General features: G+C 67.4%; 15 protein-coding genes. 12 read left to right on the forward strand and 3 right to left on the reverse strand.

Annotated features, from left to right (window positions below):
* Nucleotide 1 precedes the first annotated feature (1 nt).
* On the reverse strand, nt 2-1,837 hold the full coding sequence (locus tag AC07NN_RS07835) for a sensor histidine kinase (protein ID WP_494639240.1): 1,836 nt from the start codon (nt 1,835-1,837) through the stop codon (nt 2-4).
* A 243-nt stretch (nt 1,838-2,080) separates the two neighbouring features.
* On the opposite strand from AC07NN_RS07835, the gene AC07NN_RS07840 reads away from it, so the two are divergent.
* The 7 genes from AC07NN_RS07840 to AC07NN_RS07870 all read left to right on the forward strand — a co-directional run bounded on the left by AC07NN_RS07840 (nt 2,081) and on the right by AC07NN_RS07870 (nt 12,724).
* Nucleotides 2,081-3,418: a dicarboxylate/amino acid:cation symporter gene (locus tag AC07NN_RS07840; protein WP_494639242.1), complete on the forward strand. Its 1,338-nt coding sequence runs from the start codon at nt 2,081-2,083 to the stop codon at nt 3,416-3,418.
* A gap of 58 nt (nt 3,419-3,476) precedes the next feature.
* The gene (locus tag AC07NN_RS07845) at nt 3,477-6,542 is read left to right on the forward strand and encodes a TonB-dependent receptor domain-containing protein (protein ID WP_494639244.1); all 3,066 of its coding nucleotides are present in this window, start codon (nt 3,477-3,479) and stop codon (nt 6,540-6,542) included.
* Between the two features lie 77 nt (nt 6,543-6,619).
* Entirely contained in the window at nt 6,620-7,957 is a 1,338-nt protein-coding gene (locus tag AC07NN_RS07850; protein ID WP_494639246.1) for an alpha/beta hydrolase, read from the forward strand.
* A gap of 340 nt (nt 7,958-8,297) precedes the next feature.
* Complete coding sequence (locus tag AC07NN_RS07855) at nt 8,298-9,686, forward strand: alginate export family protein (protein ID WP_494639248.1); 1,389 nt, start codon at nt 8,298-8,300, stop codon at nt 9,684-9,686.
* Nucleotides 9,687-9,698: 12 nt separating this feature from the next.
* Nucleotides 9,699-10,991 carry a CmpA/NrtA family ABC transporter substrate-binding protein gene (locus tag AC07NN_RS07860; protein WP_494639250.1) on the forward strand — a complete coding sequence of 431 codons (1,293 nt, stop codon included), beginning with the start codon at nt 9,699-9,701 and terminating at the stop codon, nt 10,989-10,991.
* Between the two features lie 14 nt (nt 10,992-11,005).
* A complete protein-coding gene (gene ntrB / locus AC07NN_RS07865; protein WP_494639253.1) occupies nt 11,006-11,926 on the forward strand; it encodes a nitrate ABC transporter permease in 921 nt (306 codons plus the stop codon).
* A 12-nt stretch (nt 11,927-11,938) separates the two neighbouring features.
* Nucleotides 11,939-12,724, forward strand: coding sequence for an ABC transporter ATP-binding protein (locus AC07NN_RS07870; protein WP_494639255.1), 786 nt, complete (start codon nt 11,939-11,941; stop codon nt 12,722-12,724).
* A 52-nt stretch (nt 12,725-12,776) separates the two neighbouring features.
* Here the strand turns inward: AC07NN_RS07870 and AC07NN_RS07875 are convergent, their stop codons facing one another.
* Both AC07NN_RS07875 and AC07NN_RS07880 read right to left on the reverse strand, forming a co-directional pair.
* Complete coding sequence (locus AC07NN_RS07875) at nt 12,777-14,156, reverse strand: FAD-containing oxidoreductase (protein ID WP_494639257.1); 1,380 nt, start codon at nt 14,154-14,156, stop codon at nt 12,777-12,779.
* The gene (locus AC07NN_RS07880; RefSeq protein ID WP_494639259.1) at nt 14,153-14,617 is read right to left on the reverse strand and encodes a DUF4126 family protein; all 465 of its coding nucleotides are present in this window, start codon (nt 14,615-14,617) and stop codon (nt 14,153-14,155) included. The genes AC07NN_RS07875 and AC07NN_RS07880 overlap by 4 nt, the downstream gene beginning before the upstream one ends.
* Nucleotides 14,618-14,924: 307 nt before the next feature.
* On the opposite strand from AC07NN_RS07880, the gene AC07NN_RS07885 reads away from it, so the two are divergent.
* The 5 genes from AC07NN_RS07885 (at nt 14,925) to nirD (ending at nt 20,942) form a co-directional block, all read left to right on the forward strand.
* A complete protein-coding gene (locus AC07NN_RS07885; protein ID WP_494639261.1) occupies nt 14,925-15,497 on the forward strand; it encodes an ANTAR domain-containing response regulator in 573 nt (190 codons plus the stop codon).
* Nucleotides 15,494-16,639 (forward strand): ABC transporter substrate-binding protein, encoded by a 1,146-nt coding sequence (locus tag AC07NN_RS07890; RefSeq protein ID WP_494639263.1) that lies wholly within the window; start codon nt 15,494-15,496, stop codon nt 16,637-16,639. The genes AC07NN_RS07885 and AC07NN_RS07890 overlap by 4 nt, the downstream gene beginning before the upstream one ends.
* Before the next feature lie 235 nt (nt 16,640-16,874).
* Nucleotides 16,875-18,095 (forward strand): nitrate/nitrite transporter, encoded by a 1,221-nt coding sequence (locus AC07NN_RS07895; protein WP_494639265.1) that lies wholly within the window; start codon nt 16,875-16,877, stop codon nt 18,093-18,095.
* A 28-nt stretch (nt 18,096-18,123) separates the two neighbouring features.
* Nucleotides 18,124-20,595, forward strand: coding sequence for a nitrite reductase large subunit NirB (gene nirB, locus AC07NN_RS07900; protein WP_494639267.1), 2,472 nt, complete (start codon nt 18,124-18,126; stop codon nt 20,593-20,595).
* Nucleotides 20,592-20,942 carry a nitrite reductase small subunit NirD gene (gene nirD / locus AC07NN_RS07905; RefSeq protein WP_494639269.1) on the forward strand — a complete coding sequence of 117 codons (351 nt, stop codon included), beginning with the start codon at nt 20,592-20,594 and terminating at the stop codon, nt 20,940-20,942. The genes nirB and nirD overlap by 4 nt, the downstream gene beginning before the upstream one ends.

The raw sequence follows: 20,942 nt of genomic DNA on the forward strand, positions 1-20,942 counted from the left end.
TCTAACGCGCCTTGGGAAGGGACATGACGAAGCGCGCGCCGCCGGAGCCTGCTTCGAGGGAAAGCTCGCCGCCGAACTCGGCGACGATGTCGCGGCTGATCACCAGCCCGAGGCCGAGACCTCGGGGCTTGGTGGTCGCGAACGGGGTGAACAGGGTCTTGGCGGCTTCGGGCGCGACGCCAGGACCGTTGTCAGCCACCAGAATCCGCACCTGCGAGCGCTTGATCGAGACCTGCACGCGGATCTCGGGATCGGGGATGTCCTCCAGCGCCTCGATCGCGTTCTGGAGCAGGTTCACGAGCACCTGTTCCAGCCGGAAGCGCTCGGCCATCACCTTGGCGGCCTCGTCGGCCTCGTCGCGAACGACACGAACGCCTTGTTGGCGTAGGCGCGGGCCGACCAAGAGCAAGGCGCCATCGACGGCTTCGCGCACCGCGACCGGAGCGGCCGGGGCGCTGGACTTGCGGGCGAAGGCGCGCAGTTCGTCGGTGATCAGGCCGATCCGTTCGGTCAGGCCCGCGATCAGGCCAAGATTGGCCTTGGCGGTCTTTTCGTCAGAGCGATCCAGGAACTGGCTGGCGTTGTCGGCATAGGCGCGGATGGCGGCGACTGGCTGGTTGATCTCGTGGGCCACGCCGGCGGCGATCTGGCCCAGGGTCGCCAGCTTGTTCGACTGGATCAGCTCGTCCTGCATCAGGTGAACGTGGGCTTCGGCGCGGCGACGCTCCTCCATCTCGACGGTGAGGCGTTCGTTGGTCTCGCGCAGCTCCGTCGTTCGCTCGGCGACGCGGGCCTCCAGCTCCAGGCGCGCGGCTTCCTGGCGCGCTGCTCGGACGCTGGCTTGGCCGCGCCAGCGCAGGACGGCGGCGGCGAGGCCGCAGACCACCAGGCCAACCAGCAAGGCGATGGCCCTGGCGCCGGCGACCGCCGTTCTTAGCACCGCGCCCACCGGGGTGAAGGTGTAGATGGTCCACCCCGCCGCGCCCAGTTCGGCGCTGGCGGCCATGTAGCGCGTCTCGTCCTGCCCTGGCGCGCTGACGCTGGTCAGGATCGGCGCGCCACCGGCCAGAGGGGCGGGCGCGGCGTTCAGCACCGTGAAGGGGGCGTCGCCGAAGCGATGTTCGGCACGAAGCTGATTTTGCTCGGCGCGAGGCAGGAGGCGCAGAGTCGAGAAGCGCCAGGCCGGGATCGAGGTGACCAGCACTACCCCTTTCGGATCGGCCGCGAAGGCGGGCTCGGCCGCGGACCATTCCGCCTCCAGCGCCTCAAACTCGACCTTGACCACCACGACGCCGATCGGCCCCTCGGGGCTATCGACGCGACGGGACATGAAAAGGCCGGGACGACGGCTGACGGTGCCGAGGGCGAATAGCTCGGCGGTGCCGTTGGCGGCCGCGTCCTTGAAGTAGGGGCGGAAACTGTAGTCGGAGCCCACGAAGCTGGTCGGTTCGCGCCAGTTGCTGGCGGCGATGGTCATGCCCTGGGCGTTCAGGACGTAGATCACGGCCGCGCGTGTGCCGCCGCTAAGGGTCTCCAGCTTGCGGTTCAGGGCGTCGATGCCGCGCGGGTCGGCCGAGCGGAGGGTCGCGGCCACGTCAGGGTCCTGCGCGAGGACGAAGGGCAGGGAACGGTGCTTGGCCAGTTCACTGCGCAGGACGGCCGCATGCAGCGTGGCTGAGGCTTGGGCCTGCCGGGCCAGATCCGCCGTGGCTCGACGTTCGGCGATCGCGCCGACGAAGCCGACGACGGCGGCGAGGAGGGTTAGGCTTATCGCCAGGAACGCCGCCCAGCGGCGCACGATCGGGTCGGCCAGATTCGGCATTCGCAGCGACGTCATCGGAGCTCGTCCACGCTTTGTGCGGATTTTCGCACAAATCCGTTCGGCGGCGTGAGGAATCTCGCCGGATCGCGTAGGCCAGTCGCTACTCGAGAAATGGAAATATTGAGATAGAACAATGTTTTGTGGCTTTTCGTGAGGCCGCTTGCGCGGCGTCCTTCCCCCGAGGATCGTCTATCCAAGCGTCCTGGCAAAGGGGCGCGGGGTGGAAACGCGGCCTTCGGGCCTGGCCAAGAGGCGACAGTGCAGACGATCCAACCGGCCGCTCCGGCGCCGTCCGACGGACGACCCACGCCATTCTACCGTCACCTCTATTTCCAGGTGCTCGTCGCCATCCTGGTCGGCGGCGCGATCGGCCACTTCCAGCCCGAGATCGGGCAATCCCTGAAGCCGCTGGGCGACGCCTTCATCAAGCTGGTGAAGATGGTCATCGCCCCGGTGATCTTCCTGACGGTCGTGACCGGCATCTCCGGCATGCGTGACCTGGAGAAGGTCGGCCGCGTGGCGGTCAAGGCGATGGTCTACTTCCTCGTCTTCTCCACCCTGGCCCTGATCGTGGGTCTGATCGTCGCCAACGTTGTGCAGCCGGGCGCGGGCATGAATATCGATCCGGCCACGCTGAAGGCCGGCAAGGTCGCCGAGTACGCCGCCAAGGCCCACGACCAGACGATCGTCGGCTTCCTGATGAACATCATCCCGACCACCGTGGTCGGCGCCTTCGCCGAGGGCGAGATCCTGCAGGTGCTGCTGATCTCGATCCTGTTCGGTCTGTCCCTGACCCTGGTCGGCGAACCGGCCCGCCCGGTCGTCGACTTTCTGGAGCTGGTCGCTCAAGCCTTCTTCAAGCTGGTGCACATCGTGATGAAGGCCGCCCCGATCGGCGCCTTCGGGGCCTTCGCCTTCACGATCGGCAAGTACGGCATCGCCTCGGTGGCGAACCTGGCCATGCTGGTCGGCACCTTCTACCTGACCTCGCTGCTGTTCGTGATCGTGGTGCTGGGCGCCGTCGGCATCGCCAACGGCTTCTCGATCTTCTGCCTGATCCGCTATCTGAAGGCCGAACTGCTGCTGGTGCTGGGCACCAGCTCGTCGGAAGCCGCGCTGCCCAGCCTGATCGAGAAGCTCGAAAAGGCCGGCTGCCCCAAGTCCGTCGTCGGCCTCGTCGTGCCGCTCGGCTATTCGTTCAATCTGGACGGCACCAACATCTACATGACCCTGGCGGCGCTGTTCATCGCTCAGGCCACGGGCGTCCACCTGTCCTGGGAGCAGCAGGCGCTGCTACTGGGCGTGGCCATGCTGAGCAGCAAGGGCGCGGCGGGCGTGACCGGCGCCGGCTTCATCACCCTGGCGGCGACCCTGTCGGTCGTACCGGCGGTGCCGGTGGCGGGCATGGCCCTGATCCTGGGCGTCGACCGCTTCATGTCCGAGTGCCGGGCCCTGACCAACTTCACCGGCAATGCGGTGGCGGCGATCGTCGTCTCCCGCTGGGAGAAGGGGCTGGACGCGGCGGCCTTCAAGGCAGCCCTCGATCCCAAGGCCGCGCCCGCCAACGAACCTATCCCGGAAGCCGCGCGCCCTTAGGCGCGGCCTCGGACCCAGACGTAGCCATAACAAAAAGACATATTGGGGAGCTAACCGCGTGACCAACCAAGCCCATCGCAACCACCGCCGCCGTCTCGTCCAAGGCGTGGCCCTGATCAGCCTGCTCGCCGCCACCGGCGCGGCCGCCCAGGAGGCCGCCGACACGACCAAGGTCGAGGAGATCGTCGTCGTCGGCAGCCAGATCAAAGGCGCCAAGACCACAGCCGCCTTGCCGGTCACGGTGCTCGACAACAGCCAGATCGCCGCCACGGGCGCGGTCTCGGGCGATGACCTGTTCCGCTCGATCCCGCAGATGGGCGACGTGTTCATCAACCCGAGCAACGCGCCGCAGACCAGCAACTCCACGCGTGGCGACGTCAACTCGATCAACTTGCGCAGCCTCGGCGTCGGCAACACCCTGGTGCTGCTGAACGGTCGCCGCCTGGTGTCGCACCCGACCAGCCAGTCGTCGGGCACGGTGCCGCTGCTCGGCTACAACGCCAACGCCATCCCGACCTCGAACCTCGAGCGCTTGGAAATCCTGCGCGACGGCGCGGCCGCCATCTATGGCGCGGACGCGGTCGCTGGGGTGGTCAATACGGTGCTGCAGGACGACTTCGACGGTCTGACCGTCGACGCCCAGTATGGCTGGGCCGAAGGCACGCACCGCAAGGAATACAGCAGCAACATCTTCGCCGGCCGCAACTTCGCGGAAGGTCGGGGCAATATCTCGCTGAACGGCAACTTCACCTGGCGCACGGCCCAGCGTCCCAGCGACCGGCCCTATACCGCAACCCAGGACCTGCGTCCTCTGTTCGCCGGCTATGCCGACTACGCGACCAGCGCCGCGCCGGACAACCGCGGCAACCAGAACTCGTTCGCCAACTTCACGGTGTTCGGCGCGACCGCCGCGATCCGCCAGGGGACGACGGCCCTGACCACGGCGGCCGGAGCGACCCACGTGCAGCCCAACACCATCACCGGCTGCGCCACCCAGATCGGCAATGGCCTATGCCTGGGCACTGGCAACCTGGCGACCGGCAGCACCGCCAACGCGTATCGCTACAATGCGCCGCAGAACGACGCGACGACGATCGCGCCGGAGATCGAGCGCCAGAACCTGTTCCTGAACGGCCACTACGACATCAGCGACACGCTGACGGCCTATGGCGAGGTCGGCTTCTATCACGCCACGTCCGAGGGCCTGACGACCCAGGGCACCAGCCTGGTGGCCATCGGCGTGCCGGCCAGCAACTACTACAACCCCTTCGGCCCTGTGACCTTCGCCAACGGCCAGGCCAACCCGAACCGCCTGCCGAACCTGACCAACGTGTCGGTCAATGGCGCGGCGGTGACCTTCACCAACTATCGCTTCAATGACCTGGGCCCGAGCAAGGTGGAGGTCGAAAACTACCAGACCCGCTTCCTGGGTGGTCTGAAGGGCGAGAAGTGGGGCTGGTCCTGGGATTCGGCGGTCCTCTATTCGAAGGCCGACGCCAAGGACGAGAGCGACGGCATCGACAGCAAGAAGCTGGCGGCCCAGCTCGCCCTGTCCACGCCCGACGCCTACAACCCCTTCAACGGCGGTTGCCTGGACGGCATGGGCGGCCGTGACTGTACGCCCAGCTCGAAAGCCGCCCTCGATGCGATCCGCTTCCGCCTGAAGCGTCACTCGACCACGACCCTGACCCTGGCCGACTTCAAGGTCTCCAAGCCGAACCTGCTGACCATCTGGTCGGGCGATGTCGGCGTCGCCGCTGGCGTAGAGTTCCGCCACGAGACCCAGCAGGACCGCCGCGACCCGATGCTGGACGGCCGCACGCCCTTCACCGATCCGGTCACCGGCGCGACCAGCAACAGCAACGTCACTGGCGTCAACGACACACCCAGCACCAAGGGCTCGCGCGATGTCGGCTCGGCCTTCATCGAATTCGCCCTACCGCTGGTCTCGCCCGACATGAACATCCCGCTGGTCCGTCGCATCGACGTCCAGCTGGCCGGTCGCTTCGAGAACTACAGCGACTTCGGCTCGGTCGCGAAGCCGAAGGTGGCGTTCGCCTGGGATGTCGTCGACGGCGTCCGCTTCCGCGGGTCCTGGCAGCAGGGCTTCCGCGCCCCGAACCTGGAGACCACCAACCCGTTCGCCTATTCGCGGACCAATACGGTCACGGACTACTACCGCTGCGAAGCCGACCTGCGCGCCAAGCGCATCGCGAACTTCACGGCCTGCTCGCGTGGGGTCGGCATTCGCTTCACCACGGCCGGCAACCCGGACCTGAAGGCCGAGGAGAGCGAAAGCTACTCGGTGGGCGTCGTTCTGCAGCCGACCTTCATTCCCGAGCAGTTCGGCCGCTTCACGCTCACGGTCGACCGCTGGCAGATCAAGCAGGAAGGCATCGTCGGCACGCTCGGTTCGACCAACGCGGCCATTCAGGACTATCTGTTCCGCCTGGGCGGCAACACGAACGCCAATGTCATCCGAGCCGCTCCGACCGTCGACGATGTCGCCCTGTTCAATGGCACGGGCCTCACGCCCGTCGGCCAGATCCTGGAGATCCGCGACCAGTTCAAGAACCTGCAGCCCCAGACCGTCAGCGGCATCGACTTCGGCCTGAACTGGACGCTGCGCACCGAGACCATCGGCCGGTTCAGCCTGAACGTCGACGGCACCTTCATGGACAAGTACTCGCAGCAGCTTGCCCCGCCGATCGCCGACCTGTTCGCCGCCCGCGCCGCCGGCACGATTAATCCCGCCACCCCGCTGACCGACCCGGGCGATCTGCTGAAGCGGAACGGCAAGCCGAAGTGGAAGTGGAGCAGCACGGGCACCTGGCGCGCCGGTCCGGTCCAGGTGGGCGCCTCGGTGATCTATACCGGCGCGGTGCTCGACACCGACTTCCTGTCGACCACGGGCGAGCCCTGGCGCGTGAAGCCGCTCACGACGGTGAACCTGTACGGTCAGTATCGCATCGAACAGAAGGGCTGGGCGCATGACACCCGCATCCGGGTCGGCGCGCGCAATCTCTTCGACAAGGACCCGCCGCTGTCGGCGAGCGGCTACATGGGCTCGCTCTACAACCCCTATGCCCGCTACTGGTACTTCAGCATCGCCAAGTCGTTCTGATGCTGATCCGGCCGGCCGCTCCCACCTCCCTGGAGCGGCCGGTCTCTCTGCTTCGCGTTTCAAAGGTCTGCATGGTCATGAAGCTTTCTGTCGCCGTCCTGGGTCTGGGCCTGGCGCTCACTGGCTGCGCGACGCGCGCCGAGCCAGCGGCGGACAAGGCCTGTCCCTCCGGCTTGCCGGCTGAGACCCGCTGCCTGGCGGGCCAGGATCAGAACGGGGCCTATTACTGGATCGCCATTCCCAGGGCGTGGAACGGGACGCTGGTCCTCCACACCCACGGTGGTCCGCGCCTGAAGACGCCCAAGCCTGACGACGCGGTCGAGGACCTGCAGCGCTTCGCCGTCACCGTGGCCGAGGGTTATGCCTGGGCGGGTTCGAACTATCGCCGCGAAGGCTACGGTGTCCGCTCGGCCGCCGAGGATAGCGACAACCTGCGCAAGCTCTTCTGGGACAAGTTCGGACGACCCAAGCGCACGGTGCTGCACGGCCAGTCCTGGGGCGGCAATGTCGCGGCCAAGACCGCCGAGCTCTACGGCAAGGACGCCCAGGGCAAGCTCGTCTATGACGGCGTGATCCTGACCAGCGGCGTGGTCTCGGGCGGCACGCGCGCCTACGACTTCCGCGCCGACCTGCGGGCCGTCTATCAATATTATTGCGGCGACCACCCCGCGAAGGACGAGGTTCAGTATCCGCTGTGGCAGGGGCAGCCCGTCGGCTCCAAGCTCACCAACAAACTGCTGGATGAGCGCCTCAACGCCTGCACCGGCGTGAACCTGCCGGCCGACAAGCGTACGGCTGAGCAGCAGCGCAAGCTGACCAACATCCTGGCGGTGACGCGGATTCCCGAGCGCACCCTGGACAGCCACCTGGGCTGGGCGACCTTCACCTTCGCCGACATGGTCAACAAGCGCCTGGGCGGGAAGAACCCCTTCACCAACGAAGGCGTCGTCTACAAAGGCTCCGACGATGACGCGGCCTTGAACAAGGGCGTGCCGCGTTTTGCCGCCGATCCGGAAGGCGTGCGGCGGCTCGCCGAGGACAGCGATCTGACCGGCAAGTTGCTGGTCCCGACCCTGACCATGCACGCCATCGACGACCCGACAGCCTTCGTCGAGCTGGAGCAGGTGCTACGCGACACGGTCGCCAACGCCGGCAAGGCCGATCTCCTCGTCCAGTCGTTCACCGACGAGCACGAGCACTCCAAGCTGGCCACGCCCGAGTACGCGGCGCTGCTGCGCGCGATGACCGCGTGGATAGAGCAGGGGACCAAGCCGAGCCCGTCGTCCCTGGCCGTCGGTTGCGCCGAGGCCGTAAAGACCTACGGCGAGGCCTGCCACTTCCAGGTCGACTATCGCGTCCCGGACCTTTCGACTCGCAGCTATCCGCGCGCGAAGCCGGGCCTGCCGACGAAATAGACCCTCCTGTTCTGGCGGCCGGTTTTGAGCCAGTCGGCCGGGCCCTGACGATCAGAACGCGTCAATTGCGTGCAGAGGGCTGCTCAGGCCTGCTTTGCTGCTGTGCAAAATGGCGTCTTTTGTGCGCCGCGGCGGCCGCGAACGCCGTTTTGCGATTGCCGGTTTCCGCCGCCGGCCGCCTCCTGATCACGACACGGGGGACAACGACGTTTCCCGTTGGCCTGTAAGGGCCGCCGGCGGTGCTGTAGCCGTCTGGCAAGCTTGGACAACGACGTCCGGAGAGACCGCTGTACGCGGGCTCGCCGGGCGTTTTTTTGTTTTGGCCTTAGGGGATGAAGGCATGAAACCTACTCGATTTATGCTGCACTGCGGTGCGGCACTGAGCGCGCTTGCCTGGAGCACGGCCGCCTTGGCGCAAACAGCGCCTGATCCAACGCCGAAGCCGGCGGAAGAAGCGGCCGCGGAGCCTGCCGCCGAAGCGGCGCCCGAACCGCCGCCACCTCCAGCCCCACCGCCGACGATCAGCGACCAGATCGGCGCCGGTAAGCTGATCCTGGAGGTTCGGTCCCGCTACGAGACCGTCGACCAGACGCGCACCGCAACGCTGCTGGACAAGGCCAACGCCTTCACCGTCCGCACCCGCCTGGGCTGGGAAACCGCCGAGTTCAAGGGCGTCAAAGGCCTGGTCGAGTTCGAGGACGTCCGCCAGCTCGGCTCCGAGCACTACGCCGTCAACGTGCCGGGCGTGACCACCGCGCCGCTGAACGGGGCCGACAAGGCCCGCTATCCGATCGTCAACGATCCTGACGTCACCGAGCTGAACCGCGCCCAGCTGACCTGGACGCCCAGCGCGGCCCTGCAGGTCACTGCCGGCCGCCAGCGCATCCTGCTGGATGACCAGCGCTTCGTCGGCAATGTCGGCTGGCGCCAGGACGAGCAGACCTTCGACGCCATCCGCGCGGATGTCGCCTACAGCCGCTTCAAGGCGACCTACGCCTATGTCACCCACATCAACCGCATCCTGGGCGAGCTGCGCGACTGGGGCAGCGACAGCCACCTGTTCAACGCCACCTGGTCGCCGGCCGAGGCGCTGCGCCTGCAAGGCTTCGTCTACGCCCTCGACTTCGGCAACTCGGCCGCCAACTCGTCGATTACCAAGGGCGTGAAGGCTTCGGGCAAGACCTGGTTGGGTCTCTATCAGGTGGCCTACAACGCCACCTTCGCGCGGCAGTCGGACTATCGCCACAACACGGTGGCTTACGACCTCGACTACTTCGGCGCGGACCTCGCCGGCACGTTCGACATCTATACGGCCAAGGTTTCCTACGAGTCCCTGGAAGGCGACGGTGTTCGCGGCTTCACGACGCCGCTGGCCACCACCCATGCCTTCAACGGTTGGGCCGACGCCTTCGCCGCTCCGGGCGGCAACAAGAGCTTCGTGGACGGGATCGAGGACTTGAACCTCAGTCTGAATGTCAAGCCGCGCTTCCGCCGGACCTACTTCTTCAACAGCGACATCGTGATCCGCTACCACGACTTCGACGACCAGCGGACCGGCGCCGATCTCGGCCACGAGTGGGACGCGCAGTTCACCGCCGCCATCACCACCAAGCTCTCGATCCAGCTGAAGTACGCCGACTTCCAGCGCGTGAAGACCGTGCCGGTCGGCACCGCCACGCCGCCAGCGTCGCGGACCAAGACCTGGCTCACCCTCGAATACAAGTTCTAGCCCTCAGGACGCATGACCATGAGCAAGACCGACAAGACTCAGTCCGGCCTAACGCGCCGTCACGCCCTGATGGGCGCCGCCGCCACCGTCGCCGCCGTCAAGGCCGCGTTCCCGGCCGGGGCCCACGCCGCCGGCGCGGGGCCGGAGACCGCCAAGGCTCGCCTGGGCTTCATCGCCCTGACCGACAGCTCGCCGCTGATCATCGCCAAGGAGCGGGGCATCTTCGCCAAGTACGGCCTACCCGATATCGAGGTCGTCAAGCAGGCCTCGTGGGCCGCTACCCGTGACAACCTGGTGCTGGGCTCCGAGCGCGGCGGCATCGACGGTTCGCATATCCTGTCGCCGATGCCCTATCTGATGACCACGGGCGCGATCACCAACGGCGTGCCGACGCCGATGTACATCCTGGCCCGCCTGAACGTGAACGGGCAGGGGATCTCGGTCGGCAACGACCTTAAAAGCGTCCAGGTCGGCCTGAACAGCGCCGGCGCCAAGGCCAAGTTCCAGCAGATGAAGGCTGCCGGCAATATCGCCAAGATCGCCATGACCTTCCGAGGCGGCACCCACGACCTCTGGGTTCGCTACTGGCTGGCAGCGGGCGGCATCAACCCCGAGACCGATGTCGCCACCATCGTGATTCCGCCGCCGCAGATGGTGGCCAACATGAAGGCCGGCACCCAGGACGCCTTCTGCGTGGGCGAACCCTGGAACGGTCAGCTGGTGAACCAGAAGGTCGGCTACACCGCCTGCCTGACCTCCGAACTGTGGATGAACCACCCGGAGAAGGCGCTGGGCATGCGCGCGGCCTGGGTCGACAAGTACCCCCGCGCCGCCCAGGCCATCACCGCCGCCGTCCAAGAGGCGCAGATGTGGTGTGACAAGACCGCGAACCTGCCGGCCATGTGCTCGATCGTCTCGGGTCGCCAGTACATCAACGTGCCGATGGGCGACATCCTGCCCCGCCTGCAGGGCACGGTGGACTATGGCGACGGCCGGACGCTGAAGAACTCGCCGCACCGGATGAAGTTCTGGAGCGACAACGCCAGCTTCCCGTTCAAGTCCCACGACCTGTGGTTCCTGACCGAGGACATCCGCTGGAGCGTGCTGCCTCAGAAGACCAACACCAAGGCCCTGGTCGATAAGGTCAACCGGTCGGACATCTGGCGCGCGGCCGCCAAGACCCTCGGCCAGAACGGTCCGGCCGGCGACAGCCGCGGCGTTGAACGGTTCTTCGACGGCAAGGTGTTCGACCCGGCCAATCCGGGCGCCTACCTGGCCAGCCAACCGATCAAGAAGCTGGTCTGAGGAGAGGGCGCGTTATGACCTATCCCAAGCCCTCGTTCACCCCTGCGACGCCAGCCCTAGCCCCGACCCCGGTCCCGACTGGTGCGTCGGCTCCGGCGACGATTCCGGCGCCGGAGCCGGACAAGCCCTCGGTGCTGCCGGAGCTGGGCCGTCGCGCCAAGGCCATCGCTGGCGTGTTGATCCCGCCGGTCCTGACCCTGCTGGTCGTGCTTGCGTTCTGGCAGGTGGCGGTAGGTGACGCCTACACCGGCCTGCCGTCACCCAAGCAGGTGTGGTTGGAATCCAAGGACCTGATCCTGCATCCGTTCTATGACAACGGCGGCGTGGACAAGGGGCTGTTCTGGCACGTCTTCACCAGCCTGAAGCGCGTCGGTGTCGGCTTCTCGATCTCGGCTGTCTGCGGGATCCTGCTGGGCGTCTTCGTCGGCTCCAACCGCTGGGCGCATCGCGGCCTCGACCCGATCTTCCAGGTCCTGCGCACCGTGCCGCCCCTGGCCTGGTTGCCGATCTCGCTGGCGGCCTTCCACCAGGCCCAGCCATCGGCCCTGTTCGTGATCTTCATCACGGCGATCTGGCCGATCATCATCAACACCGCCGTCGGCGTGCGGAACATACCCAGCGACTACGTCAACGTCGCCAAGGTGCTGCGCCTGTCGCCGGCCGAGTACTTCTTCAAGATCCTGTTGCCCTCGACTACGCCCTACATCTTCACGGGCCTGCGCATCGGGATCGGCATGAGCTGGCTGGCCATCGTCGCCTCGGAAATGCTGCTGGGCGGCGTCGGCATCGGCTTCTTCATCTGGGATCAGTACAACGCCTCGCGCATCGCCGACATCATCGTGGCCCTGGCCTGGGTCGGTATGACGGGCTTCTTCCTCGACCGCATGGTGGCCCTGATCGGCCATTTCGTCTCGCGCGGCAGCGCGGCCAGCTAGGAGGTCACACCCATGGCAAAGTCCTACCTCTCCATCGAGAACGTCGGCGTGACCTTCGCCAAGGGCGCGTCCCGCAGCGAGGTGCTGACCGGCGTCGACCTGAAGGTCGAGAAGGGCGAGTTCGTCTCGATCATCGGCCACTCAGGCTGCGGCAAGTCTACGCTCCTGAACGTCGTGGCAGGCCTCGTGCCCGTCACCACCGGCGCGGTGATCCTGGACAAGCAGGAGGTCAATGCGCCCGGTCCTGACCGCGCCGTGGTCTTTCAGAACCATTCGCTGCTGCCGTGGCTGTCGGTCCGCGAGAACGTGGCGCTGGCCGTGGACAAGGTGTTCGGCGGATCCAAGTCCTCGGCCGAGCGTCGCGACTGGACGCTGCACAATCTGGAGTTGGTCAAGATGACCCATGCCCTGGACAAGCGCCCGTCCGAAATCTCCGGCGGCATGAAGCAGCGCGTCGGCATCGCCCGAGCCCTGGCCATGGAGCCCAAGGTGCTGCTGCTGGACGAACCGTTTGGAGCCCTTGACGCCCTGACCCGCGCCCACCTGCAGGACAGCGTCATGGAAATCCATTCGGCGCTGAAGAACACGGTGCTGATGATCACCCACGACGTGGACGAGGCTACCTTGCTCTCGGACCGCATCGTGATGATGACCAACGGCCCGCGCGCCTCGGTGGGGCAGGTGCTGGACGTGACGTTGGATCGCCCGCGCGACCGCCTGGCTGTCGCCGAGCATCCGACCTACGTGCACGCACGGGCGGCGGTGATCGAGTTCCTCTACGCCCGCCGAGCGGCTTGATTTTGGCCGCGCGATGGCCGCCGAAACCGGCTGCCACTTTCGGCTATCGCACTCAGGTCGCCGGTTTCAGCTCCTGCAGCATCGTCGGGATCAGCTCCGACACCGTCGGATGGATGTGCACCGCCCGCGAAATCACGGTGTAGGGGGCCTTGGTGTACATCAGGTCGATCATGCCGTGGATGGCCTCGTCGCCGTTCAGGCCCAGGATGGCGGCGCCGAGGATCAGCTTGGTCTCGGCGTCGACCACCACCTTCATGAAGCCCTGGGTCTCGCCCTTCTCGACGGCGCGGCCGACGCGAGTCATCGGGCGCTGGCCGATCAGCAGCGGTCGGCCGGTGGCCCTGGCTTCGGCCTCGGTCATGCCGACCCGGCCCAGCGGCGGATCGACGAACAGGCCGTAGCAGGTGATGCGGTCGCTGACCTTGCGAGGATCATCGTCGAGCAGGTTGGCCGCGATGATCTCGAAATCGTTGTAGGCCGTGTGGGTGAAGGCGCCCTTGCCGTTGCAGTCGCCCATCGCCCAGATACCGGGCACATTGGTGCGCAGCTGATCGTCGACGTTGATGTAGCCGCGCTTGTCGAGCTCGACCTTCGCCTTTTCCAAGCCCAGGTCGTCGGTGTTCGGCTTGCGTCCCACGGCCAGCAACACGTGCGAGCCCGTCACCTGAGGCGCGCCGGCCTCGCAGGTGACGTGGACGCAGACGCCCTCATCGTGGGGCGCGAAGCTGATGCATTCGGCGTTCAGGCGGAAGGCGACGCCTTCGGCCTCGAGGATCTCGCGGATTGTGTCCGAGATTTCCGGATCTTCACGGCCGATCAGGCGCGGCCCCATCTCGACGACGGTGACCCGGCTGCCGAAGCGGCGGAACATCTGGGCGAATTCCAGCCCGATATAGCTGCCGCCGACGATGACCAGATGCTCGGGCAGCGTATCCAGCTGCATCATGTCGACATTGGTCAGGTACGGAATGTCGCCGATCCCCGGCATGTCCGGCGCGTTGGCCCGGCCGCCGACATTGAGGAAGATCTTCGGCGCGGTCAGCAGCTCGTCGCCGACCCGGACCGTATTGGCGCTCTCGAACCGGGCATGGCCCTGGATCACGGTGATCCCCGGCATGCCGCGCAGCCATTTCTCGACACCGCCGCGCGCGTTGCGAACGACCGTCTGCTGGCGCTCCTTGACCCGCTTCATGTCGACGCCGACCTCGCCACCCAGGGTGACGCCATGGTCGGCGGAGCGACGGGCCAGGTGCGCGGCATAGGCGCTGGTCACCAACGTCTTGGTCGGCATGCAGCCGGTGTTGACGCAGGTGCCGCCGAAGTCCTTGCGCTCGATCATCGCCACCGTCTGGCCGGCGGCGGTCAGGCGGCCGGCCAGGGACGGGCCGGCCTGGCCCGCGCCGATGATGATGGCGTCGAAGCGCTTGGTCATCGGGCCAGCGCCACGATGGCCAGGGCGCCGAAGACCGCCACGGCGTCCTCGATCAGTGCGGCGGGCAGGTCCTTGCCGAACTTGGCGGCGAGGCTGCCGCGAACCTTGGCGCCGCCCAGGGTGCCGATCACCGCGCCGACCGCGCCGATCCCGGCGCCCAAGATCCACTGGCCGCTCGGCAGAAGCAGCGCCGCGCCGCTGAAGGCGCCGGTCAGGATGCGTGTGCCGAACTGGTGGGGGACCTTGCGGCTGGGGGTCTTGGGATGCTGGTCGGCGAACAGCTCCAGCGCGGCCAGGACAGTAAAGACCGCAACCGCGACCGTGCCGCCTAGCCAGGCCAGGGGAAGGCCCGCGAGGGGCAGCCAGCCGAGACGCGCGGCCCAGGCCACGGCGGCGGGCGCGGTCATGGCGCGCAGGCCGGCGACCACGCCGATCAGCAAGGCGAACAGGTAGAGGGACATGCAAGGCTCCGCTTCAAGTCGCGCCGTGGAGACTGGCGCGTGTCCTGATGAGAGCGCAAGACCGGTGACGTCTATTGCACGTTCCGAGCGTGTCGAGCGCCCGAATGCCCCTTCACGCGGCATGGCCTTGCTTGGGCGGGCAAGGGCGCGGCAGCGTGATGCCACAGACTGGCTTGCCAGGGGCGGCTTTTGGTTTCGCCCAAGGAACGATCAGGTTTGCTCGATCCGTGAGCATCTTCTCGAGCCGCGCCGCCAGACAGGGGAAAGTTCGCCCCAGCCGGGGAGCCGCCTCCTAGGACCAATAGCGATGCGGGTGCTCGTGATTGATCCAGATACCGCGCGCGCCGCTCTCGTGGCCGAAGGGCTAGAGGGCGTGCAGCCGCTCGAAGTGCGTCGTTCGGCCGTCTATGACGAGGCCGAGGTGCTGGCGTTCGCGCCCGACGTGGTGGTCATCGCCGCCGAGAGCCCCGACCGCGACACGCTCGACAGCCTCAAGGAATCCAGCGCCGGCCACGCGGTCGTGATGTTCGTCGATAGATCCGAGCCCGGCCTGGCCGAGCAGGCGGTTAGGGCAGGGGTCGCGGCCTATGTGGTCGATGGCTTGGCGCCAAGCCGCATCCGTTCGATCCTCGACGTTGCCATGAGCCGCTTCGCCCTGACCCAGCAACTGCGCGGTGACCTGGCCAAGGCCAAGGCCGACCTGGAATCGCGCAAGACCGTCGAGCGCGCCAAGGGCCTGCTGATGAAGGAGCGCGGTCTGGACGAGGACGGCGCCTATCGCCTGCTTCGCAAGCTGGCCATGGACAGGGGCAAGCCGATCGGCGCCGTGGCGGCCGACCTCCTGGCCTTCGCTGGAGTGCTGAAGGGGGACGCCTCGTGAGCGGTCTCTCCGATCTGCGCCTGGGCTTCATCCCGCTGAGCGACTGCGCCCCGCTGGCGGCGGCTCATGCCCTGGGCTTCTTCGAGGAAGAGGGGCTGAACGTCGAACTGGTCCGCGAAGCCTCGTGGGCCACGATCCGCGACAAGGTCGCCGCCGGCGTCCTGGACGGCGCGCACATGCTGGCGCCGATGGCCCTTATGACCACCGCGAGCGGCGAGGGCGAAATTCTGGCGCCGCTGGCCCTGAATCGGAACGGCAGCGCCGTGACGGTTTCGACCGCCCTCGCGCAAGCGATCGGCGCGGCCGAGCCGCAGGATCTGGGTGGCCGACCGGTGACGGCCCAGGCCTTGGCCAAGGTGGCCGCCGACCGCAGGGCCGCCGGCCAGCCGCCGCTGACCTTCGCGGTCGTCTTCCCGTATTCGATGCACAACTACCTGCTGCGCTACTGGCTGGCGCAGGGCGGAGTCGATCCGGACCAAGATGTGCGGATCGTCGTCATCCCCCCGCCGCGCATGGTCGAGCAGATGCGAGCCGGAGCCGTCGACGGCTTCTGCGTCGGCGCGCCCTGGAACGCCGTGGCAGAGGCCGAAGGCGTCGGTCGCATTCTGATCGCCGCCTCGCAGTTCTGGCCGGGCGGGCCCGACAAGGTGCTGGGCGTGCCCGCCACGCTTGCCGATCAGCGCCCCGACGAGCTGCGCGCCGTGCTGCGGGCGGTGATCCGGGGGGCGGCCTGGGCCGACGCGCCCGAGAACCGCGAGGATTTGATCGCCTTGCTCGCCAGGCCCGACCGAGTCGGCGCCGCCGAGGCCGAGATCGCCCGGGCCATCACCCACGAGATCGTCTTCCACCGCGACGCCGCCGGCCTGCCGCGCCGTGAGCATGGCCTGTGGTTCCTGTCGCAGATGGGCCGCTGGGGACAGATCGGCGTCGAACAGGATCTGCAGGCGCTGGTCGATCGCGTCTATCGCCCGGATCTCTATCGGGAGGCGGCGCTGTCCGTCGGCCCGATTCTCGAACCGGCCCTGGCCTTCGCGGACGCCGTCGGTCCCGCCGAAGCACGCCTGTTTGACGGGCGTTCGTTCGACCCGGCGGCCGTGCGCGCCTATGCCGCCAGCTTCCCGATCAGTCGGGCGCTGGCCTGATTTGCACATTTTCCGAGCGGTGCTGCTGTGCAAATGCTGAGCAAGTGTGCGCCGCAAGAAGCTTCGGCGCCGCAGCGCGGCATAGGCGGTGACACCAAGCCCGACACGGGTCTCCACTAAGTTCAAGGCCAACGAACAACGGCGTTCGCGGCTGCCAGAGGACCGCTCGGATGCGGTCAGCCACCCGGGACGATGACGTCCCGCTCTCGCAGACACGCAAACATCCGAGGCCGTCATGCTCTCCCGCGATTTCCTCAAGGCCGGTCATACGCCGACCCTGTTCGCAGCCTTCCTCTATTTCGATCTCAGCTTCATGGTCTGGGTGATCCTGGGTCCGCTGGGCGTCGCCATCGCCAAGGACTTCCACCTTGATCCCGCCCAGAAGGGCCTGATGGTCGCCATCCCCGTCCTGGCCGGCGCGCTGCTTCGCCTGGTCAACGGCGTGCTGGTCGACCGGATCGGTCCGAAGAAGACGGGCATGATCGGCCAGCTGATCGTGCTGACCGGCCTAGTCCTGGCCTGGGCCGTGGGCATCCACAACTACCAGCAGGTGCTGGCCCTGGGCATCATCCTCGGCGTCGCCGGCTCGTCGTTCGCCGTGGCCCTGCCACTGGCCTCGCGCTGGTATCCCGCCGAGCACCAGGGCCTGGCCCTGGGCATCGCCGGCGCCGGCAACTCGGGCACCGCCCTGGCGGCCCTGTTCGCGCCGGCCTTGGCCAAGATCTTCGGCTGGCAGGCCGTGATCGGCCTGGCCGCCCTGCCGCTGGCCGTCGCCTTCGTCGTCTACATGCTGCTGGCCAAGGACGCGCCGGAACAACCTGCGCCCAAGAAGTTCGCCGAATATCTCGACGTCCTGAAGGTTCCGGACGCCTGGTGGCTGATGCTGCTGTACGGCGTGACGTTCGGCGGCTTCGTCGGCCTGGCTTCGTCGCTGACCATGTATTTCAACTCGGAGTACGGCCTGGATCCGGTCATCGCCGGCTTTTTCACCGCCGCTTGCGTGTTCGCCGGCTCGTTCATTCGCCCGGTGGGCGGGGCCCTGGCCGACAAGTTCGGCGGCGTGCGCACCCTGAGCTTCGTCTACCTCCTGGCGGCCCTCGGCCTGGCCGTCGCCAGCTTCCAGCTCCCCTCGGCCTTCATGGCCCTGGCCGTGCTGCTCTTCTCGATGCTGGTCCTGGGCGCGGGCAACGGCGCCGTGTTCCAGCTGGCGCCGCAGCGCTTCCGCAAGGAGATCGGAGTCATGACCGGCCTTATCGGCATGACCGGCGGCATCGGCGGCTTCTACCTGGCCTCGAGCCTGGGCATGGCCAAGAAGATGACCGGTTCCTACCAGTCCGGCTTCCTCGGCTTCGCCCTGCTGGCCCTGTTCGCCTTCTTCGCCCTCTACGGCCTGAAGGCCCGCTGGCGGGCGGTGTGGCCGACCCTGCACGGCGACGCCGCCAGCGTCCGCGTCTGATCCTCCCGCTTCGACGAACGAGATATCCATGACCCATCCTAAGGAACGTCTGGTCGTCATCGGCAACGGCATGGCCGGTTGCCGGGCGGTCGAGGAAGTGCTGAAGCGCGACCCCGCCCGCTACGACGTCACCATCTTCGGCGCCGAGCCGCGGGTGAACTACAACCGCATCATGCTCTCGCCGGTTCTGGCGGGCGAGAAGACCTTCGACGATATCGTCATCAACGACGAGGCCTGGTACCGCGACAACGCCATCACCCTGCATGCCGGTCGCACGGTCACCGCCATCGACCTGGAGTGCCGGACGGTCTCCGCCGAGGGGGGACTGGAAGTCGGCTACGACAAGCTGATCCTGGCCACCGGCTCGGACCCGTTCCGCCTGCCGCTGCCGGGTTCGGACCTGAAGGGCGTGGTGACATTCCGCGACCTGGACGATGTCGAGGCGATGGTCGAGGCCTCCGGCAAGCCCGGCGCCCGCGCCGTGGTCATCGGCGGCGGCCTGCTGGGCCTGGAAGCCGCCTACGGCCTGGCCCGTCGGGGCATGGCCGCAACGGTCGTCCACCTGATGGACGTGCTGATGGAGCGCCAGCTGGACGAGAGCGCCGGTTATCTGCTGCGCGAGGCCCTGGCCGAACGCGGCGTCGAGACGGTGCTCGGCGCTCACTCCGAAGAGATCGTCGGCCAGGACGGTAACGTCGCCGGCCTGAAGCTGAAGGACGGCCGCGTTCTGCCCTGTGATCTGCTGGTCATGGCCGTCGGCATCCGCCCGAATGCGACCCTGGCCAAGGCTTCGGGCCTGCAGGTCAATCGCGGCATCGTCGTCGATGACGTCATGCGCACCTCGGACCCGGCCGTGTTCTCGGTCGGCGAGTGCGTCGAGCACCGCGGCAACTGCTATGGCCTGGTCGCGCCCATCTGGGACATGTGCCGGGCCCTGGCCGAAGAGCTGACGGACGGCGAGGGCGGTTATCAGGGCTCGGTCCTCTCGACCCGTCTGAAGGTGTCAGGCGTCGACGTCTTCTCGGCCGGCAAGTTCGCCGGCGGCGACGGCTGCGAGGACATCGTGTTCCGCGATGCGGCGCGCGGCGTCTACAAGCGCGTGGTCATTGAGGACGGCAAGGTCGCTGGCGCGGTGCTGTTCGGCGACGCGGCCGACGGCGGCTGGTACTTCGACCTGATGAAGGCGGGGACCGACGTCGCGGAAATCCGCGAGACCCTGATCTTCGGGCAAGCGATCACGGAGGGCCTCTCGGGCCTGGACCCTAGCGCGGCCGTTGCGGCCATGCCCGACACGCAGGAGATCTGCGGCTGCAACGGCGTCTGCAAGGGTGCGATCACGGGCGCCATCACGGCCCAGGGCCTGACCTCGCTGGACGAAGTCCGCGCGGTGACCAAGGCCTCGGCCTCGTGCGGCTCGTGTACCCCGCTGGTGGAACAGGTCATCCGCCTAACCCTCGGCGACAGCTTCAAGGCCCAGACGGGGCCGAAGCCGATGTGCAAGTGCACGCATCATCCGCATGGCGACGTGCGCAAGGCGATCGTCGAACTGGAATTGAAGTCCATGCCGGCCGTGATGCAGGCCATGGAGTGGGACACGCCCGACGGCTGCGCCTCGTGCCGTCCGGCCTTGAACTACTACCTGCTGTGCGCCTGGCCGGGCGAATATATCGATGACAGCCAGTCGCGCTTCATCAACGAGCGCGTCCACGCCAACATCCAGAAGGATGGCACCTATTCGGTCGTGCCGCGCATGTGGGGCGGCATGACGACGCCCGATGAACTGCGCGCGATCGCCGACGTCGCCGACAAGTATGACATTCCGGCGGTCAAGGTGACGGGCGGCCAGCGCATCGATCTGCTGGGTGTCCAGAAGGACGACCTGCCAGCGGTGTGGGCCGACCTGAACAGGGCGGGCATGGTCAGCGGCCACGCCTACGCCAAGGGCCTGCGCACGGTGAAGACCTGCGTCGGCAGCGACTGGTGCCGTTTCGGCACCCAGGACTCCACGGGCCTGGGCATCAAGCTCGAGAAGTTCATGTGGGGGTCCTGGGCCCCGGCCAAGGTCAAGCTGGCCGTGTCGGGTTGCCCGCGTAACTGCGCGGAATCGACCTGCAAGGACATCGGCGTGATCTGCGTCGACAGCGGCTACGAGATCCATGTCGGCGGCGCCGCCGGCCTGCATATCCAGGGCACGCAGCTGCTGACTAAGGTCGCCACCGAAGAGGAGGCGATCCAGCTGATCTCGGCGGTCATGCAGATGTACCGCGAGGGCGGCTGGTACCTGGAGCGGATCTACAAGTGGATGGCCCGCGTGGGTGTCGACACGATCCGCGCCCAGACCGTGGACGACCTCGACAACCGCGCGGCGCTGTTCGCCCGCTTCGTGGTCTCGCAGGAAACCGCCCAGATCGACCCGTGGGCCGAGCGCGCCACCGGCGGCGTGGCGGCTGGCGAGTTCACCCCGATGGCGACCCTTCCCCTGGAGATGGCGGCCGAATGACCGTTCAAGCCCATATCGACCCCGACTGGCGTGACGTCGGCGCCGTGACCGACATCCCCGAGCGCGGCGCGCGTCGGGTGGCCACGGCCCAAGGCGACGTCGCCGTGTTCCGCACCGGCGACGGTCAGGTCTTCGCCCTGGTCGATCGCTGCCCGCACAAGCACGGTCCGCTGAGCCAGGGCATCGTCCACGGCCACGGCGTGACCTGTCCGCTGCACAGCTGGGTCATCGACCTGGCCACCGGCCACCCGACCGGCGCCGACGCCGGCAAGGGCTGCACGCCCGTAGTGCCGGTGCTGGTCAAGGACGGCCGCGTCCTGCTGGCCCAGCCGGCGATGGCGGACTGA

Source organism: Caulobacter sp. GW821-FHT09H08 (genome assembly GCF_059415885.1).

Bases quoted from the DNA above. Each gene is read 5' to 3' on its own strand.
- AC07NN_RS07885 (WP_494639261.1), top strand. From the start codon at position 14,925: ATGCGGGTGCTCGTGATTGATCCAGATACCGCGCGCGCCGCTCTCGTG.
- AC07NN_RS07870 (WP_494639255.1), top strand. From the start codon at position 11,939: ATGGCAAAGTCCTACCTCTCCATCGAGAACGTCGGCGTGACCTTCGCC.
- nirB (WP_494639267.1), top strand. From the start codon at position 18,124: ATGACCCATCCTAAGGAACGTCTGGTCGTCATCGGCAACGGCATGGCC.
- nirD (WP_494639269.1), top strand. From the start codon at position 20,592: ATGACCGTTCAAGCCCATATCGACCCCGACTGGCGTGACGTCGGCGCC.
- AC07NN_RS07880 (WP_494639259.1), bottom strand. From the start codon at position 14,617: ATGTCCCTCTACCTGTTCGCCTTGCTGATCGGCGTGGTCGCCGGCCTG.
- AC07NN_RS07860 (WP_494639250.1), top strand. From the start codon at position 9,699: ATGACCATGAGCAAGACCGACAAGACTCAGTCCGGCCTAACGCGCCGT.
- AC07NN_RS07895 (WP_494639265.1), top strand. From the start codon at position 16,875: ATGCTCTCCCGCGATTTCCTCAAGGCCGGTCATACGCCGACCCTGTTC.
- AC07NN_RS07835 (WP_494639240.1), bottom strand. From the start codon at position 1,837: ATGACGTCGCTGCGAATGCCGAATCTGGCCGACCCGATCGTGCGCCGC.
- AC07NN_RS07850 (WP_494639246.1), top strand. From the start codon at position 6,620: ATGAAGCTTTCTGTCGCCGTCCTGGGTCTGGGCCTGGCGCTCACTGGC.
- AC07NN_RS07875 (WP_494639257.1), bottom strand. From the start codon at position 14,156: ATGACCAAGCGCTTCGACGCCATCATCATCGGCGCGGGCCAGGCCGGC.
- AC07NN_RS07855 (WP_494639248.1), top strand. From the start codon at position 8,298: ATGAAACCTACTCGATTTATGCTGCACTGCGGTGCGGCACTGAGCGCG.
- ntrB (WP_494639253.1), top strand. From the start codon at position 11,006: ATGACCTATCCCAAGCCCTCGTTCACCCCTGCGACGCCAGCCCTAGCC.